Here is a 15,146-nt window from a genome sequence, read left to right as displayed (position 1 = left end):
TTACACCGCGTCCGACAGGGACGTGAAGTTAAAGTCGCGCACCTTCATCGGCGGAATCAGCATCTGATAGCGCACTTCGTCGCCGCCGATCACCACCGGCTTGCCCAGTTCATCGATATTGTTCAGCATCGACACCGGGCTTTCGTTGAAGCGGAAGTTCTTCACCGGGTGCTTGATCTTGCCGTTCTCGATGTAGAAGGTGCCGTCGCGCGTGAGGCCGGTCAGCAGCAGCGACTGCGGATCGACCATGCGGATATACCAGGTGCGCGTGACAAGTATTCCCTTTTTGGTCGAGGCAATCAGCTCCTCGGTCGACTTGCCGCCGCCGGACATGATCATGTTGCCATGACGGCCGGTCGCGCGCTGCCCCTGCTTCTCTGCCCAGTAGCGCGTGTAATCCAGCGAGGCGATCTTGCCGCCCTTGACCACATCCGCGCGCTCGCGCGCCAGCATAGCCTGGCCATCCCACGGCAGCACCGGCACGTCCGGATTCCACGGATCGGCCCAGATGTTGACCTGTTCATCAAACAGCTTCTCGCCCAGGCGATTGCCGCCGCCCTTTTTCGACAGGAAGCTGCGGCCCTCGTCGGCCTGACGCGCATCGAAGGCGCCGAACATGCGGCCGATGATTTCCGACGTCGCCGCCGGCTCCAGGATGACGGTGTAGCGGCCCGGTTCCAGCGCCTTCGCATCAACCGACTTCAGCGCCTTTTCGATGGCGATCTCGGAAGCCTCGCGCGCGTCGAACTTGCGGGCGTCGTTGGCGGAGCGCGTCACCCAGCCGGAGCCGCGCCCGTCCTCGGTCCGCGTGGTGACGGTGAAACCCAGGTTGCTCAAGGTCTGGTAGCCGAACACGCCGTTCGAATTGGCCACGGTTTCAAAGCCGGTGGTATCGCTGAAGAAGCCCGCCGCCACCAGCCCCTGCTTGCGCGCCGAGTTGATGCTCAGCGCCGCAACTTCGGCGCGGTATTCCGGATCGATGGCCGCCGTGGCCTCACTGAAGGTGGCGGATGGCTTGTACTCCTGCTTCTTGATGGCCGGCTGGAACTCCGGATTTTCCGGCGCCAGGCGCGCCACGTCTTCGGCGCGGCGGATCACCTTTTCCAGCGACTTGTCGTCAAACTCGTTGATGGACGCCGTGCCCTGGCGCTTGCCGAAAGCGACGCTCACCGTCAGCTGCGTGTTCTGCGCCAGGCCGGCCGTGGACACCGCGTTGCGCGCATAGCGGATATTGCCATTGCGCGCGCCGCTGATCTGCACGCGGCACTCGTCCGCCTTGGACAAGGACATCAGCTTGTCGCAAATGCGTTTTGCTTCTTCCTGATTCAGCATCTTCATCTGTTATCCAATCTTGCGGGCGGTGTTAATCACGTTGATACCATTGAAGCGCGTGGTTGGCGAGCCATGGGATACGGCGCTCACCTGGCTAGGCTGGCCTTTACCGTCGAAGAACGAACCGCCCATGCGCCAGTCGCGTTCATCGCACAGCGCCGTGCAGGCGTTCCAGAATTCCTGCGTATTCGACTGATAGGCCACGTCTTCCAGCTGGTTGACGATCTTGCCGTTCCTGATTTCGAAGTACAGTTGGCCGCCAAACTGAAAGTTGTAGCGCTGCTGATCGATCGAGTACGAGCCGCGTCCCATGATGTAGATGCCCTTCTTGACATCCTTGACCATCTCGTCCGGCGTCAGCTTCTTCTTGCCCGCCTCCAGCGACACGTTGGGCATGCGCTGGAACTGCACGCTGCTCCAGCTGTCCGCATACGAGCAGCCCTGCGATTCCTTCTCGCCGATAATGGCCGCCTGGTCGCGCGTGGCCTGGTAGTTGACCAGGATGCCGTTGCGGATCAGGTCCCAGCGCTTGGCCGCCACGCCTTCATCGTCATAGGCGACGAGACCCAGCGACGCCGGCGTGGTCTTGTCGGCGACGATGTTGACCAGATCCGAACCGTACTTGAAATTCTTCGACTTCCACTTATCCAGCGTGGCGAAGCTGGTGCCGGCGTAATTGGCCTCGTAGCCCAGCACGCGATCCAGCTCGGTGGCGTGGCCGACCGATTCGTGGATGGTCAGGAACAGGTGTTCCGGCGACAGCACCAGGTCGTACTTGCCCGGTTCGACCGTCTTGGCGGTCAGCTTCTCGCGCGCCTGGCGGCCTGCCGCGCGCGCGTCCTCGATCAGATCGTAAGCGCCCTTGTACAGCGTGGTGACGCCGCCCGCTGCCTTGACGCGGTTCTCCGGTTTGCAGTCGAAGAACTCGAAGCCCATGCTGGCCGGCGACGACAGACCGTCACGCGTGCGGAACTTGCCGCTGGCCTTGTCGACCGCCGTGGCGGTGAACGGCGACCACAGACGATGGATGTCCTGATCGATGTAGGAACCATCGGTGGACGCGAAGTACTTCTGCTGGTTCACCTGGAACAGGTTGGCCGCCATGAAGCTGGCGCCGGCGTCCAGGCCGGCCTTGTTCGCGGCCAGCAGCATGTCTGCCTTGTCCTTGATCGGCACCGAGCGCCAGTCCTTTTTGAACGGCGTGGCCCACGCCACCTCGCCCACGCCTTTGACCGGCGCCAGCACCACCGGCTCGGTTTGCAGGCGCGCATTGGCCTTGGCGATGGCCACCGCCTGGCGCGCCGCGTCGGCCACCGCGTCCAGCGTCATCACGTTGGTCGAGCAGAAGCCGTAGGCGCCACCGGCGATCACGCGCACGCCCACGCCGGACGATTCGGTGTTGACGATGTTCTCCACGTTGAGGTCGCGCGTGGTGATGAACTGGTTCAGGTAACGGCCGATGCGCACGTCGCAATACGACGCACCGGCCTTGGTCGCGGCGTTCATCGCGGCGTCGGCCAGCGATTTCTTGAACTGCACAGCCATGGGATTGAGCAGCTCCTCGGCCGCAATCGCGTTGCCGAACACCGGCACCAGCAGGCTGCCGCCAGCGACGGCGCCTACCTTGAGAAATGAACGCCGCTCCATGCTTACACCGCGTCCGACAGCGACGTGAAGTTAAAGTCGCGCACCTTCATCGCCGGTATCAGCAACTGGAACTGCGACTCGTCGCCCGACAGAATCTCCGGCTTGCCGATTTCATCGATGTTGTTCAGCATCGACACCGGGCTTTCGTTGAAGCGGAAGTTCTTGATCGGGTGCTTGATCTTGCCGTTCTCGATGTAGAAGGTGCCGTCGCGCGTCAGGCCGGTCAGCAGCACCGACTGCGGATCCACCATGCGGATGTACCAGGTACGCGTGACCAGGATGCCCTTCTTGGTATTGGCGATCAGCTCCTGGGTCGACTTGTTGGTGCCGGCCATGATGATATTGCCCGGCGTGCCGATGGCGCGCTTGCCCTGCTTCTTGGCCCAGTACTGCGAGTAATCCAGGTTGGCGATGCGGCCGTTCTTGATGATGTCCTGGCGTTCGCGCGCCAGCATGCTGCCGGTATCCCACGGCAGCACGGCGACATCCTTGTCCCACGGGTCGGCCCACACGTTGACCTGCTCATCGAACAGCTTTTCGCCCAGGCGGTTGCCGCCGCCCTTCTTCGACAGGAAGCTGCGGCCCTCGTCGGCCGAGCGGGCGTCGAAGGAATTGAACATGTACGCCAGTACATCCGAGGTGGCGGCAGGTTCCAGGATCACGGTGTAGCGGCCCGGCTCCAGCGCTTTCGCATCGACCGAGTTCAGGGCCTTTTCGATGGCGACATCCGAGGCGGCACGCGCGTCGAACTTGCTGACGTCGCCCACGCTGCGCTTGACCCAGCCGGAACCGCGGCCGTCTTCGGTGCGCACCGTCAGCGTGAAATCCAGGCCCGTATCGGTCTGATAGCCGAACACGCCGTTGGAGTTGGCGATGGAAGTGAACTGCGTGCCGTCGGTGAAGAAGCCCGCCGCCACCAGCTTGTTCTTGCGCGAGTTCTCGATGCTGTACGCCGCCACCTGGGCGCGGAACTCCGGGTCGATGTCGGCAGTCTTCTGGAAAAAGGTCTGCGAGGCCTTGTATTCCTGCTTGGTCGGCGTGGGCATGAACTCCGGATTTTCCGGGGCCAGGCGCGCCAGATCCTCGGCGCGGCGCACGGCTTTTTCCAGCGACTTCTCGTCAAACTCGTTGATCGATGCCGTGCCCTGTTTTTTGCCGAAGGCGACCGACACCACCAGCTGCGTGTCTTCAATCAGGCCGGCGGTGGATACGGCGTTGCGCGCGTAGCGGATATTGCCCTTGCGGCTGCCGTTGATGGTCACTTCGCACTGATCCGCTTTGGTCAGGGACAGCACCTTGTCGCTGATACGCTTGGTCTCTTCTTGACTCAGGAATTTCATGGTTGTCTCTCTCTCCGGGCCTTAGCCGATCTTGCGGGCGGTGTTGATCACGTTGATGCCGTTGAAGCGCGTCGTCGACGCGCCGTGCGACACGATGGACACTTGCGGTGGCTGGCCCTTGCCGTCGAAGAAGGAGCCGCCCATGCGCCAATCGCGCTCGTCGCAAATACCCACGCAGGCATTCCAGAACTCCTGGGTGTTGGACTGATAAGCCACGTCCTCCAGCTGCTGGCCGATCTTGCCGTTCTTGATTTCGTAGAACAGCTGGCCGCCGAACTGGAAGTTGTAGCGCTGCTGGTCGATCGAGAAGGAACCGTCGCCGACGATGTAGATGCCCTTCTTGACGTCCTTGATCATCTCGTCCGGCGTCATCTTCTTCTTGCCGGCCTTGAGCGACACGTTCGGCATGCGCTGGAACTGCACATTGGCCCAGTTGTCCGCGTACGAGCAGCCGTGCGATTCCTTCTCGCCGATGATGTGGGCCTGGTCGCGCGTGGCTTGGTAGTTGACCAGGATGCCGTCCTTGATGATGTCCCAGTTCTTGCACTTGACGCCTTCGTCGTCGTAGCCGACCGCGCCCAGCGAACCAGGCGTGGTCTTGTCGGCCACGATGTTGACCAGGTCAGAGCCGTATTTGAACTTCTTGGTCTGCCACTTATCTAGCGTGGCGAAGCTGGTGCCGGCGTAATTGGCCTCGTAGCCCAGCACGCGATCCAGCTCGGTCGGGTGGCCGACCGATTCGTGGATGGTCAGCCACAGGTGCTCCGGCGTCAGCACCAGGTCGTATTTGCCCGGCTCCACCGACTTGGCCTTCAGCTTGGACTTGGCCTGCTTGCCGGCCAGGCGCGCGTCTTCGATGATGTCGTAGGACTTGGTGTACAGCGTGGTGACGCCGCCGGCGGCCTGCAGCTTGTGCTCGGGGCGCGCGTCCAGGTATTCGTAGCCCATGCCGACCGGCGCCGACAGGCCCTGGCGCGAGCGGAACTTGTTTTCCTTCTGGTCGACGGCGGTGGCGAAGAACGGCACCCACAGGCGGTGCACGTCCTGGTCGATGTAGGAGCCGTCGGTGGAAGCGAAGTACTTCTGCTGGTTCACCTGGAACAGCAAGGACTGCATGAAGCTGGCGCCGCCGTCCATGCCGGCCTTGTTGGCGGCAATCAGCAGCTCGGCCTTGTCCTTGATGGGCACCGTGCGCCAGTCCTTGGCGATCGGCGTGGCCCACGACACTTCGCCCACGCCCTTGACCGGCGCCAGGATCAGCGGTTCGGTTTGCAGCTTGGCGTTGGCCTTGGCGATGGCCACGGCCTGGCGCGCGGCGGCCGCCACGCCGTCCGGCGTCATGTCGTTGGTGGCAGCAAAGCCATAGGCGCCGCCGGCGATCACGCGCACGCCGACGCCGGCCGATTCGGTGTTGGTGACGTTTTCCACGTTCAGGTCACGGGTGGTGATGAACTGGTTCAGGTAGCGGCCCACGCGCACGTCGCAGTAGGAGGCGCCGGCCTGGGTGGCGGCCGTCATCGCGGTATCGGCCAGGGCTTTTTTGAACTTCACATCCACTGGCGCGAGCAGTTCTTCGGCGGCGATGGCGCGACCAAAGGCGGGCAGCAGCATGGTGCCCAGAGCCAGACTACTGATATTGAGGAAAGCACGTCGTTCCATAGTATCTCCAACATTGTTGTGGGCCAGCCGCCCATTTGGCTGAATATCCGTCGCCTGTTCTATTGATTTGCCGATGTTTGCGGCGGATCGGGGAAAGCAGTCTGCAAAATGTATGCCATCGACAATTGTTGTGCAAGTGTCTGTTTTGATTGTGTTGGATGTCCGCACGGGTGTCCGCGCCGGTGTCCGGTCGGTGTCCGCGATGTGTCCGCGCACCGGGGCAGTGCGGACGCCTGTTTCACTTGACCTGTTTGTGTGCTTGGCCGATGATCGCGCTCACCACCACATTTGAGGAGATAGTGCATGAAACGATTTGTATTGGCGGCCATCGCCACCATGTCGCTGATCGGCGCGCACGGCGCCGTCCAGGCCGAGGATGCAGCGCTCAAGGCGGCCATCGCCGCGCCATCGCGCACGCCGGACAACGTCAAGCGCGATGTCTATCGCCATCCGTACGAAACGCTGAGCTTCTTCGGCATCAAGCCGACCATGACGGTGGTGGAGCTGGCGCCGGGCGGCGGCTGGTACACCGAGATCCTGGCGCCGTATTTGCGCGATCACGGTAAGCTGATCACCGGCGGCAATGACCTGGCGTCGCCGAACGAGAACGAGCGCCGTGGCGCCGAGCGTTTCATGGCGCGCCTGAATGCCAAGCCGGAGGTGTACAACAAGGTGGCGGTCGGCGTGTTTTCGCCGGGCCGCAAGTACGAGCTGGCGCCGCCGAACAGCGTGGACATGGTGCTCACCTTCCGCAATATCCACAACTGGATCGGCCTCGGTCCGGACAAGATGAAGGATTTGTTCGCCAATCTGTACACGGTGCTCAAGCCGGGCGGCGTGCTGGGGGTGGAAGAGCATCGCCTGCCGGCGTCAAAGACGCAGGACGCGGAGGCCAGCACGGGGTATATGCATGAGGCTTACGTGATCAAGCTGGCGGAGGCGGCGGGCTTCAAGCTGGCCGGCAGGTCGGAGGTGAATGCGAACCCGAAGGACACGGCTGACCACAAGGGCGGCGTGTGGGCGCTGCCGCCGACCTATACCAACAAGGATGAGGACCGCGCCAAGTACCAGGCGATTGGCGAGAGCGATCGCATGACGCTCAAGTTCGTCAAACCGTGAAACCCGCACTACGACAGAGGGGTCAGACCCCGTACGGGGTCTGACCCCGCGGCGGAGCGCCGTGCGGGGTAGGAGTCAGAACCGCGTGAACTTGGTTTCGTCCGGGGTGCTGTCCGCCGCCAACCCGACCGCGCGCGCCGGCCGCGCGGGGTTCGCGGCCTTCAGCACCGCCGGCCGGCGCAAGGACACCCTCGGCCCGTCATCCACCGCGTACTGCTTGAACACCGCCATCAACCGCCGCAGCTGATCCGCCTGCGCGCTCATCTCTTCCGACGTCGCCGCCAGTTCCTCCGAGCTGGCCGCATTCACCTGCGTCGTTTCGCTCAGCTGAATCACCGCGCCGTTAATCTGCCGCACCCCGGACGACTGCTCCTCCGACGCCGCCGTAATCTCCTGCACCAGCTCCGAGGTCTTGCGGATATTCGGCGCCAGCTGGTCGAACATCTCGCCGGCCTGCTCCGCCAGTTTGACGCTGTCCGCCGCCACCTCGCCGATCTCCTGCGCCGCTACCTGGCTGCGTTCCGCCAGCTTGCGCACCTCGGCCGCCACCACCGCGAAACCCTTGCCATGCTCGCCGGCGCGCGCCGCCTCGATGGCCGCGTTCAGCGCCAGCAGATTGGTCTGGTAGGCGATATCGTCGATGATGCCGATCTTGCCGGCGATTTGCTTCATGGCCGACGCGGTGGCCTTGACCACCTCGCCGCCGCGCGCCGCCTCCACCGCCGCCTGCGTGGCGATGCCGTCGGTGATCTTGGCGTTCTCGGTGTTCTGCGCGATCGACGCCGTCATCTGCTCGATCGAGGCGCTGGTTTCCTCCACGCCGGCGGCCTGCTCGCTGGCCGCCTGCGACAGCGACTGCGCCGTCGCGCTGACTTCCTGCGATGCACTGGACAAACCGGCTACCACCACCTGCACATCGCGCACGATCGCCGCCAGGCTGCGCGCCAGCCACAGCGCCAGCACGCAACCGAGTATCGCGATCACCACATCCACCGCCAATATCATCTGCTTGGCGGAGTTGGTGACGTCGGTCATGGCGTCGGACTCGCGACTGGTCTCGGTCTCGTTCACCTTGAGCAGCTTGCGGAAGGCGGCGGCGATGGCTTCGTCGGCGCCCTTGATGTTCTTGTCCATCTCCAGCGCCGTCATGCCTTTCTCGTGCATGGCCTCCAGCTGGGACATGCTGTGGTCATAGGCCTTGACGCCGGCCAGCACCTCGGCCAGCAGGCCCTGCTCCTCCGGCGTCAGCGGACCGGCATCGCGGTAGGCTCCCATCTCTTTGTCTATGACAGCCAGCTCGCTGCGGAACTGGACATTGCTGTCCGGCCCGCGCAGGATGTAGTTCTTGAAGTGGCGCACCGCGCGGCCATGCGCGGTCACCGCCTCCAGCACGGCGTTCTTGCGCGCCAGCGTGATGTTTTCAAAGTCGTTCCATTGGTTGTGCAGGGAGGTCAGCTTGCTAAAGGCGATGATGCCCAGCACGACAACCAGCGCGACAACCAGGCCAAAGCCGGCATGCAGCCGGGTCTCCATTTTCATCTGTTTGAACATGGGCGGGCACTCCTTGGGGAGACGGATCACAATTCATTGTGAACCAATATTGCTCCCCAATTCTCACCAAAAATAACCGTGCGGCTTTTCGGCGTCAGAACTTCACAAAGTTTGTCTCATCCGGGTCGCTCATCTCCGGCATGCGGCGGCTGGCCAGGGCGCCCGCCGGCGCGCGCGCCGCGCGTTTCGGCTTGGTCACCACCGGCGTGCGCACCGGATGCTTGCCGCCGGCCAGCTTGAAGAAGGCCATGGCGTGCTGCAGCTGTTCCGCCTGGGCGCTCATCTCCTCCGCTGTCGCCGCCAGTTGCTCGGAGCTGGAGGCGTTTTGCTGCGTGGTCTGGCTCAGTTGCGTGACCGCCGCGTTGATCTGCCCCACGCCGGCCGACTGTTCCTCCGACGCCGCCGTAATCTCCTGCACCAGGTTCGACGTGCGGCGGATGTTGGGCACCATCTCATCCAGCAGCTGGCCGGCCTTCTCCGCCAGCTCCACGCTGCTGGACGCCACCTGCTCGATCTCCTGCGCCGCCACCTGGCTGCGTTCCGCCAGCTTGCGCACCTCGGCCGCCACCACCGCGAAGCCCTTGCCATGCTCGCCGGCGCGCGCCGCCTCGATGGCCGCGTTCAGCGCCAGCAGGTTGGTCTGGTAGGCGATGTCGTCGATGATGCTGATCTTCTTGGCGATCTGCTGCATCGCCGCCACGGTTGACTTGACCGCCTCGCCGCCTTCGGCCGCCTCCAGCGCCGCCTTGCTGGCGATGGCGTCGGTGACCTTGGCGTTCTCGGTGTTCTGCGAAATCGACGCCGTCATCTGCTCGACCGAAGCGCTGGTTTCCTCGGTGCCCGCCGCCTGCTCGCTGGCCGCCTGCGACAGCGACTGCGCCGTCGCGCTGACCTGCTCGGAGGCCGACGCCAGCGCCTCGGCGCCGTTGTTCACTTCCTGCACCACGCCGGACAGCTTGTCGATCATGCCCTTCATCGCCGCCAGCAGGCTGCCGGTGTCGCCGGCCTTGAGCCGCACTTCCGCCCTCAGATCCCCCTCCGCCACCTGGCGCACGATATCGGCCGCGTAGGATGGATCGCCGCCCAGTTGCTTCATGATGTCGCGCAGGATCAGCAGCCCCAGAACCACCAGCAGCGCCAGCGCCACGGCGGATGCGGTGGCCATGCTGGAGGTGGCGGCAGCCGAGGCGGCATCGGCCTCCTTCACCGCGTCGTCGCCGTATTTGACGTTGAGCTCCACCAGCTTGTCCAGATTGCTCTCCAGCTCGTGGAAGGCGGCGCGGTTGGCATCCAGGCTGTTATGCAGCGCCACGAACAGCTCCTTGCGCTTGCCCGGCTCCGCGCCCTGGATCTGGGTCAGCAGGCTGCCGAATTCGGCGTCCTTGTTCTTCCAGGTTTCCCACGCCTTGACGAAGGTCTTCCATACCGCCGCCTCCTCCGGCGCCTGCGGCAGCGCGTCGTAGGCTTTCCACGCCTGGTCGATCTGCGCGAACAGTTCGGCGCGGCGCTTGATCTGCTGGGTGATCTCGGCCACATTGTCGGGATAGGCGGCGACGGCGTCGGCCGCGCGGTTGGAGGAGCGGATGCCGGTCTTGCCTTCGTTGATGGCCATCAGCGCCTGCACCGAGGGCATGCGGTTGCCGCCGATTTCCGCCAGCATCTCGCCCTCCTTTTTCAGCCCGCGGAACGCGATCACCACCACCACCAACAGCGCCAGCACCGCCACAGCAATCAGCGTCAGGATCTTGGTCCTGACTGTCAGTTTCGCGAACATGATTTTCTCCTAAGGGATTTGCGCTACGAATTCCTGCAGATGCAAGGTGGCAACGACGTGCTGCACGTTCAGCAGCAGCACGAAGCGGCCATGCACCTTGCCGATGCCATGCAACAGGTCGGCCTTGACGGCGCCGAAGCGCGGCGCCGGTTCGATGTCGCCGGCGGCGATGTCCAGCACCGCGTTCACCGCGTCCACCAGGATGCCGATGACGAACGGTCCGTCGTCGCCGTCCACCTCCACCACGATGATGCAGGTGCGCTTGCCGACCGGCGACGGCGCGCGGTCCAGGCGCCGCGCCAGGTCCAGCACCGGCACCGCCGTGCCGCGCAGATTGATCACGCCGCAGATCGAAGGCGGCATCTGCGGCACCGGCGTCACGCCGGCGTATTCCAGAATCTCGCGCACCGCCAGTATCCCCATGGCGAACATGTCCTGTCCCAGCATGAAGCTGAGGAACTGGGACGGCGAAGCGGTTTCGGTTGACGACATGACGATCCCCTTGTTATTCCGCGCCGGCCAGCGCGCGCAGGCGCCGCCGGTCCTGCCGCATCCAGCCCACCAGTTCCTCGGCTGGCATGGGCTTGGCCAGCAGATAGCCCTGCGCCAGGTCGCAACCCAGTTCGCGCAGCAGCTTCCAGTCTTCCACCGTCTCCACGCCCTCCGCCACCGTGGCCACGCCCAGGCTCTGGCCCAGATCAAGCGCGCTTTTCAGCACCATCAGGCGGTTGGGCCATTGCGCCGCGCCGTTGACGAAGGCGCGGTCGATTTTCAGTTCCGTGAACGGGCAGCGCGCAAACTGCTGCATCGACGAATAGCCGATGCCGAAATCGTCCATCGCCAGCCCGAACCCCATCAGCCGCAAGCGCCCCATATTGGTCAGCGCGTGCGACAGCTGGCGCATGACGCTGGTTTCCGTGACCTCCCACACCAGCGACGCCGGCGCCACGCCGGACTGCATCACCAGCGCCGTCAGGCGGTCGATGAAGTCGCGCTCGGCCAGGTTGTCGGCCGACAGGTTGACCGACACCGTCAGCGGCGGCAGGCCGGCCCGCTGCCAGTGCAGGATGTGCTCCAGCACCTGCCGCACCATGGCCAGCGTGAAGTCGGCCATCATCGGCTGGCCTTCCAGCGTGTCGATGAAGTGCGCCGGCGACAGCAACCCGCGCTGCGGGTGGCGCCAGCGCGCCAATGCCTCCACGCCTTTCAGCTGGCCGTTGCGCATGGCGATCTTGGGCTGGAACCACGGCAGGAATTCGCCGTCCGCCAGCGCCCGCGCCAATTCTTCCAGCGTGGCCTGCGCCGGCGGCGGCGCGGCGGGCCGGCAATCGCCGCCGCGCGCGCTGGCCTTGCACAGCAGCTGCGTCAGCGCCTCCAGTTGCACCGGCTTGAGCAAGGTGCCGAGCAGGCCGATGGAAGCGTCTTCGCACGCCATGCTTTCGATAATCTCCAGCAGGCGCGGATCGCGCGCGCTGACCACGATCAGGTTGTCGGCCAGGCCGCGCTCGCGCAGCTGGCAGGTCAGCTCGATGCCGTCCATGCCCGGCATGGCCAGATCGGTCAGCACCAGGAAGATGCGGTCGTGCTGTTCACGCTCCAGCAGCTGCAAGGCTTCGTTGCCGTCGGCCGCTTCCAGGATGTCGCCAAACGCCAGCTGGCGCAGCAGCCCGACCAGATAGCCGCGCTGCACCGCGCTGTCCTCGACCACCAGTACGCGGCGGCCGGTCCATGGTGGCGTGGCGTCCATGGTCATTATTGAAGCTGCTGCAGGATTTCGCGATAAATCGCGTTCAGCGGCACCGATTTCTCGACGCCGCCCCGTTTCACCGCTTCCTTCGGCATGCCGTACACCACGCAGCTGGCCTCGTCCTGCGCCACCGTGCGGGCGCCGGCCTTGTGCATCTCCAGCATGCCGGCCGCGCCGTCGTCGCCCATGCCGGTCATGATGACCCCCAGCGCGTTGGCGCCGGCCGCGCGCGCGGCGGAGCGGAACAGCACATCCACCGACGGCCGGTGGCGGTTGACCAGCGGCCCGTCCACCACCTCGACGAAATACTGCGCGCCGGTGCGCCGCAGCAGCATATGCTTGCCGCCCGGCGCGATCAGCACCTGTCCTTGCAGCACGCGGTCGTTGTTTTCCGCCTCCTTGACGCGCACCTCGCACACGCTGTCCAGCCGCGCCGCGAACGCCGCCGTGAACTTCTCCGGCATGTGCTGCACCACCACGATGCCGGGCGACACGCGCGGCAGCGCCGTCAGCACTTCCTCCAGCGCCTGGGTGCCGCCGGTGGAGGTGCCGATGGCGACCACGCGCTCGGTGGTGGCGGTCATTGGCCGCGCATCGGTGGGCGGCAGGATGGCGTCCGCATTCAGCTTGGCGGTGACCGGCGGCGCCGCCGCCGAGGCCAGCGCGCGCGGCGCCAGCTTGCTCACGTGGGCGCCGGCGGCGGCGCGCACGGCGGAAATCAGTTCGTCCGCGCTATCGTGCAGGAACTGCTTCAGGTCCAGGCGCGGCTTGGTGATGATGGCCACCGCGCCGGCGGTCAGCGCCTCCACGGAAGTCTGTGCGCCCTTCTCGGTCAGCGTGGAGCAGATCACCACCGGCGTCGGATGCTCGACCATCAGCTTGCGCAGGAAGGTGATGCCATCCATCTTGGGCATTTCCACGTCCAGCACGATCACGTCCGGCCACTGCACCTTCATGCGTTCGATGGCCAGCAGCGGATTGGCCACCGCGTGGGTGACGGTGATGCCCGGCGCCGCGTTCAGCAGGCCGCTCAACACCTGCCGCACCACGGCGGAATCATCGACGATCATGACCTTGATACTCATGCCTGTGTCCTTGCTCCCGCGTTGCCCCATCCCGGTTCCGGCGGAACCTGGCGGCTCAACACCTCGCCGCTGCGGATGGTGAAAATAAGTTGACGGTGTCCTTCGCCGAACAGGCTTTCGGACACCACGTGGATGCCATGCTGCTGCAGCATGCTGCGCGCGTAGTCGCCGTTCTGCATGCCGATATCCTTGACCTTGGCGCTGCGCGGAAACATGGCGCCGCCGCCGAAGATCTTGCCCTGGCACTGAATCAGCGGCACGCCATGCTGCGCCAGGCCGTCCACCAGCAGCCGCATGGCGTCGGCGCCGTACATGCCCGGCTTGTCGGCCGGCCGGTCGCTCCTGCGCCGCCCATGGCCCGGCAGCAGGAAGTGCGACATGGCGCCGATGCGCAGCGCCGGATGCCACAGCGTGATCGACACGCACGATCCCAGCAAGGTGCGCACGCGATAGCGCCCGTCGCCGACGAAGTACTCGCCCGGCATCAGGAAGATATCGATCAATTTGGCGTGGTTCATGGCTTGCGATAGATCGAGGGCGCGACAGCGGTCAGCGTGTCATTGATGTCGTTCAGCGTTTCCGAATGTCCAATCAGGAAATAGCCGCCGGGCCGCAGTTGCGCCAGCAGGCGTGCCACCACCTGGCGCTTGGTCTCCAGGCTGAAATAGATCATCACGTTGCGCAGGAAGATCACGTCGAAGGTGCCGACGCGCGGCAGCGGCGCATTCAGGTTCAGGTGCTGGAACTGCACCCGCTGGCGCAGCGCGCGCTCGATCAGCATGGTGCCCGCCTCCGTGCCCTGCCCCTTGAGGCAGAAGCGCTTCAGGTAATGCTGCGGCATCTGCGCCGCGCGCTCCATCGGATAATGGCCGCTGCGGGCGCGCTGCAGCACGCGGGTGCTGATGTCGGTGCCCAGCACCTCCCAGGCGCCGTCGACGCCCATCACGTCCGCCAGCACCATGGCGATGCTGTACGGCTCCTCGCCGCTGGAACTGGCGGCGCTCCACACGCGCATGCCGCGGCCCTTGTCATGCGCCTCCTGCGCCAGGTCGCGCAGCAGCGCGAAGTGCTTGGGCTCGCGGAAAAAGTAGGTTTCGTTGGTGGTCAGCAGATCCACCGCCACCTGGAGTTCCTCCGGCTGCGCGCGGCTCTCCAGCAGCTGCAGGTACGCGCTGTAGCTGTCCAGCTGATAATGCGCCAGCCGCTTGGCCAGCCGGCCGCTGACCAGCGCCTGCTTGCCGTCCGCCATGGTGATGCCCGCCGCGTCGAAGATGAAGCGCTGGAACTGCACGAACTCGCGGTCGGTGATCATCGCGACGGCCATGGCGCACCGCCGCTCAGGCCACGGCGGCGGTGCCGCGCGCCATTTCAACGATCTCCTCGCTGGACAATACTCGCTCGATATCGAGCAGTATCACGAAGCGGCCGTTGTACTTGCCCATGCCGGCGATGAAGTCCGGCCGGATGCGCGTGCCGAATGACGGCGCCGGCTCGATATCGCCGGCGGCGATTTCCACCACGGCGTTGACCGCGTCCACCAGCATGCCCAGCACCTGTTTTTCCTCGCCGCCGGCTTCCACGATGACGATGCAGCTACGCTTGCCGATGACGCTCTGGCCCCGGCCGAAGCGCGCCGACAGGTCCATCACAGGCACCACCGCCCCGCGCAGGTTGATCACGCCGCGCACGCAGTCCGGCATCATGGGCACCGTGGCCAGGCTGCCGTATTCGATGATCTCCTTGATGTGCAGGATGCCGACCGCATACTGGTCCTCGCCCAGCATGAAGGTGAGGAACTGGCTGGGCAGCGCGGCGCCGCTCTGCAGCGCGACGATGGCGTTGCTGCCGTACGTGACCACGTTGGCGCTATCGATGTTGTTCATGCTGTTCTC

At 64.9% G+C, this 15,146-nt stretch carries 13 protein-coding genes; 1 reads left to right on the top strand and 12 read right to left on the bottom strand.

Going from position 1 to position 15,146, the window contains the following annotated elements; genetic code table 11:
• Genes FHW58_RS26090 through FHW58_RS26075 form a run of 4 tightly spaced genes read right to left on the bottom strand, consistent with a single transcriptional unit; the run spans position 1 to position 5,978 of the window.
• The gene (locus FHW58_RS26090; protein WP_179676110.1) at positions 1-1,338 is read right to left on the bottom strand and encodes a TldD/PmbA family protein; all 1,338 of its coding nucleotides are present in this window, start codon (positions 1,336-1,338) and stop codon (positions 1-3) included.
• A 3-nt stretch (positions 1,339-1,341) separates the two neighbouring features.
• On the bottom strand, positions 1,342-2,979 hold the full coding sequence (locus FHW58_RS26085) for a TldD/PmbA family protein (RefSeq protein ID WP_179676109.1): 1,638 nt from the start codon (positions 2,977-2,979) through the stop codon (positions 1,342-1,344).
• A 2-nt stretch (positions 2,980-2,981) separates the two neighbouring features.
• Positions 2,982-4,319, bottom strand: a complete 1,338-nt coding sequence (locus FHW58_RS26080; RefSeq protein WP_179676108.1) for a TldD/PmbA family protein — start codon at positions 4,317-4,319, stop codon at positions 2,982-2,984.
• A 21-nt stretch (positions 4,320-4,340) separates the two neighbouring features.
• Positions 4,341-5,978 carry a TldD/PmbA family protein gene (locus tag FHW58_RS26075; protein ID WP_179676107.1) on the bottom strand — a complete coding sequence of 546 codons (1,638 nt, stop codon included), beginning with the start codon at positions 5,976-5,978 and terminating at the stop codon, positions 4,341-4,343.
• Positions 5,979-6,281: 303 nt separating this feature from the next.
• Between FHW58_RS26075 and FHW58_RS26070 the strand changes: the two genes are divergently transcribed.
• Positions 6,282-7,097, top strand: coding sequence for a class I SAM-dependent methyltransferase (locus tag FHW58_RS26070; RefSeq protein ID WP_179676106.1), 816 nt, complete (start codon positions 6,282-6,284; stop codon positions 7,095-7,097).
• 75 nt (positions 7,098-7,172) lie between these two features.
• Here FHW58_RS26070 and FHW58_RS26065 read toward each other — a convergent pair whose 3' ends face one another.
• From FHW58_RS26065 to FHW58_RS26030, 8 genes are all read right to left on the bottom strand, one after another.
• A complete protein-coding gene (locus tag FHW58_RS26065; protein WP_179676105.1) occupies positions 7,173-8,648 on the bottom strand; it encodes a methyl-accepting chemotaxis protein in 1,476 nt (491 codons plus the stop codon).
• A 94-nt stretch (positions 8,649-8,742) separates the two neighbouring features.
• Entirely contained in the window at positions 8,743-10,422 is a 1,680-nt protein-coding gene (locus FHW58_RS26060) for a methyl-accepting chemotaxis protein (protein ID WP_179676104.1), read from the bottom strand.
• Positions 10,423-10,431: 9 nt separating this feature from the next.
• Entirely contained in the window at positions 10,432-10,914 is a 483-nt protein-coding gene (locus FHW58_RS26055) for a chemotaxis protein CheW (protein ID WP_179676103.1), read from the bottom strand.
• Positions 10,915-10,927: 13 nt separating this feature from the next.
• The gene (locus FHW58_RS26050) at positions 10,928-12,175 is read right to left on the bottom strand and encodes an EAL domain-containing protein (protein WP_179676102.1); all 1,248 of its coding nucleotides are present in this window, start codon (positions 12,173-12,175) and stop codon (positions 10,928-10,930) included.
• On the bottom strand, positions 12,175-13,254 hold the full coding sequence (locus FHW58_RS26045; RefSeq protein WP_179676101.1) for a chemotaxis response regulator protein-glutamate methylesterase: 1,080 nt from the start codon (positions 13,252-13,254) through the stop codon (positions 12,175-12,177). Before FHW58_RS26045 ends, FHW58_RS26050 begins: the two co-directional genes overlap by 1 nt.
• A complete protein-coding gene (locus tag FHW58_RS26040) occupies positions 13,251-13,772 on the bottom strand; it encodes a chemotaxis protein CheD (RefSeq protein ID WP_179676100.1) in 522 nt (173 codons plus the stop codon). The genes FHW58_RS26045 and FHW58_RS26040 overlap by 4 nt, the downstream gene beginning before the upstream one ends.
• Complete coding sequence (locus tag FHW58_RS26035; RefSeq protein WP_179676099.1) at positions 13,769-14,578, bottom strand: protein-glutamate O-methyltransferase CheR; 810 nt, start codon at positions 14,576-14,578, stop codon at positions 13,769-13,771. Before FHW58_RS26035 ends, FHW58_RS26040 begins: the two co-directional genes overlap by 4 nt.
• 13 nt (positions 14,579-14,591) lie before the next feature.
• Entirely contained in the window at positions 14,592-15,137 is a 546-nt protein-coding gene (locus tag FHW58_RS26030) for a chemotaxis protein CheW (RefSeq protein WP_179676098.1), read from the bottom strand.
• Positions 15,138-15,146 lie beyond the last annotated feature (9 nt).

The organism is Duganella sp. 1224, from assembly GCF_013408245.1.
Classification (GTDB): domain Bacteria; phylum Pseudomonadota; class Gammaproteobacteria; order Burkholderiales; family Burkholderiaceae_D; genus Rugamonas.
This window is presented reverse-complemented; position numbering and strand designations above follow the sequence as displayed.

Coding starts and splice junctions, on each gene's coding strand:
- FHW58_RS26090 (WP_179676110.1), bottom strand. CDS start 1,338: ATGAAGATGCTGAATCAGGAAGAAGCAAAACGCATTTGCGACAAGCTG.
- FHW58_RS26085 (WP_179676109.1), bottom strand. CDS start 2,979: ATGGAGCGGCGTTCATTTCTCAAGGTAGGCGCCGTCGCTGGCGGCAGC.
- FHW58_RS26080 (WP_179676108.1), bottom strand. CDS start 4,319: ATGAAATTCCTGAGTCAAGAAGAGACCAAGCGTATCAGCGACAAGGTG.
- FHW58_RS26075 (WP_179676107.1), bottom strand. CDS start 5,978: ATGGAACGACGTGCTTTCCTCAATATCAGTAGTCTGGCTCTGGGCACC.
- FHW58_RS26070 (WP_179676106.1), top strand. CDS start 6,282: ATGAAACGATTTGTATTGGCGGCCATCGCCACCATGTCGCTGATCGGC.
- FHW58_RS26065 (WP_179676105.1), bottom strand. CDS start 8,648: ATGTTCAAACAGATGAAAATGGAGACCCGGCTGCATGCCGGCTTTGGC.
- FHW58_RS26060 (WP_179676104.1), bottom strand. CDS start 10,422: ATGTTCGCGAAACTGACAGTCAGGACCAAGATCCTGACGCTGATTGCT.
- FHW58_RS26055 (WP_179676103.1), bottom strand. CDS start 10,914: ATGTCGTCAACCGAAACCGCTTCGCCGTCCCAGTTCCTCAGCTTCATG.
- FHW58_RS26050 (WP_179676102.1), bottom strand. CDS start 12,175: ATGACCATGGACGCCACGCCACCATGGACCGGCCGCCGCGTACTGGTG.
- FHW58_RS26045 (WP_179676101.1), bottom strand. CDS start 13,254: ATGAGTATCAAGGTCATGATCGTCGATGATTCCGCCGTGGTGCGGCAG.
- FHW58_RS26040 (WP_179676100.1), bottom strand. CDS start 13,772: ATGAACCACGCCAAATTGATCGATATCTTCCTGATGCCGGGCGAGTAC.
- FHW58_RS26035 (WP_179676099.1), bottom strand. CDS start 14,578: ATGGCCGTCGCGATGATCACCGACCGCGAGTTCGTGCAGTTCCAGCGC.
- FHW58_RS26030 (WP_179676098.1), bottom strand. CDS start 15,137: ATGAACAACATCGATAGCGCCAACGTGGTCACGTACGGCAGCAACGCC.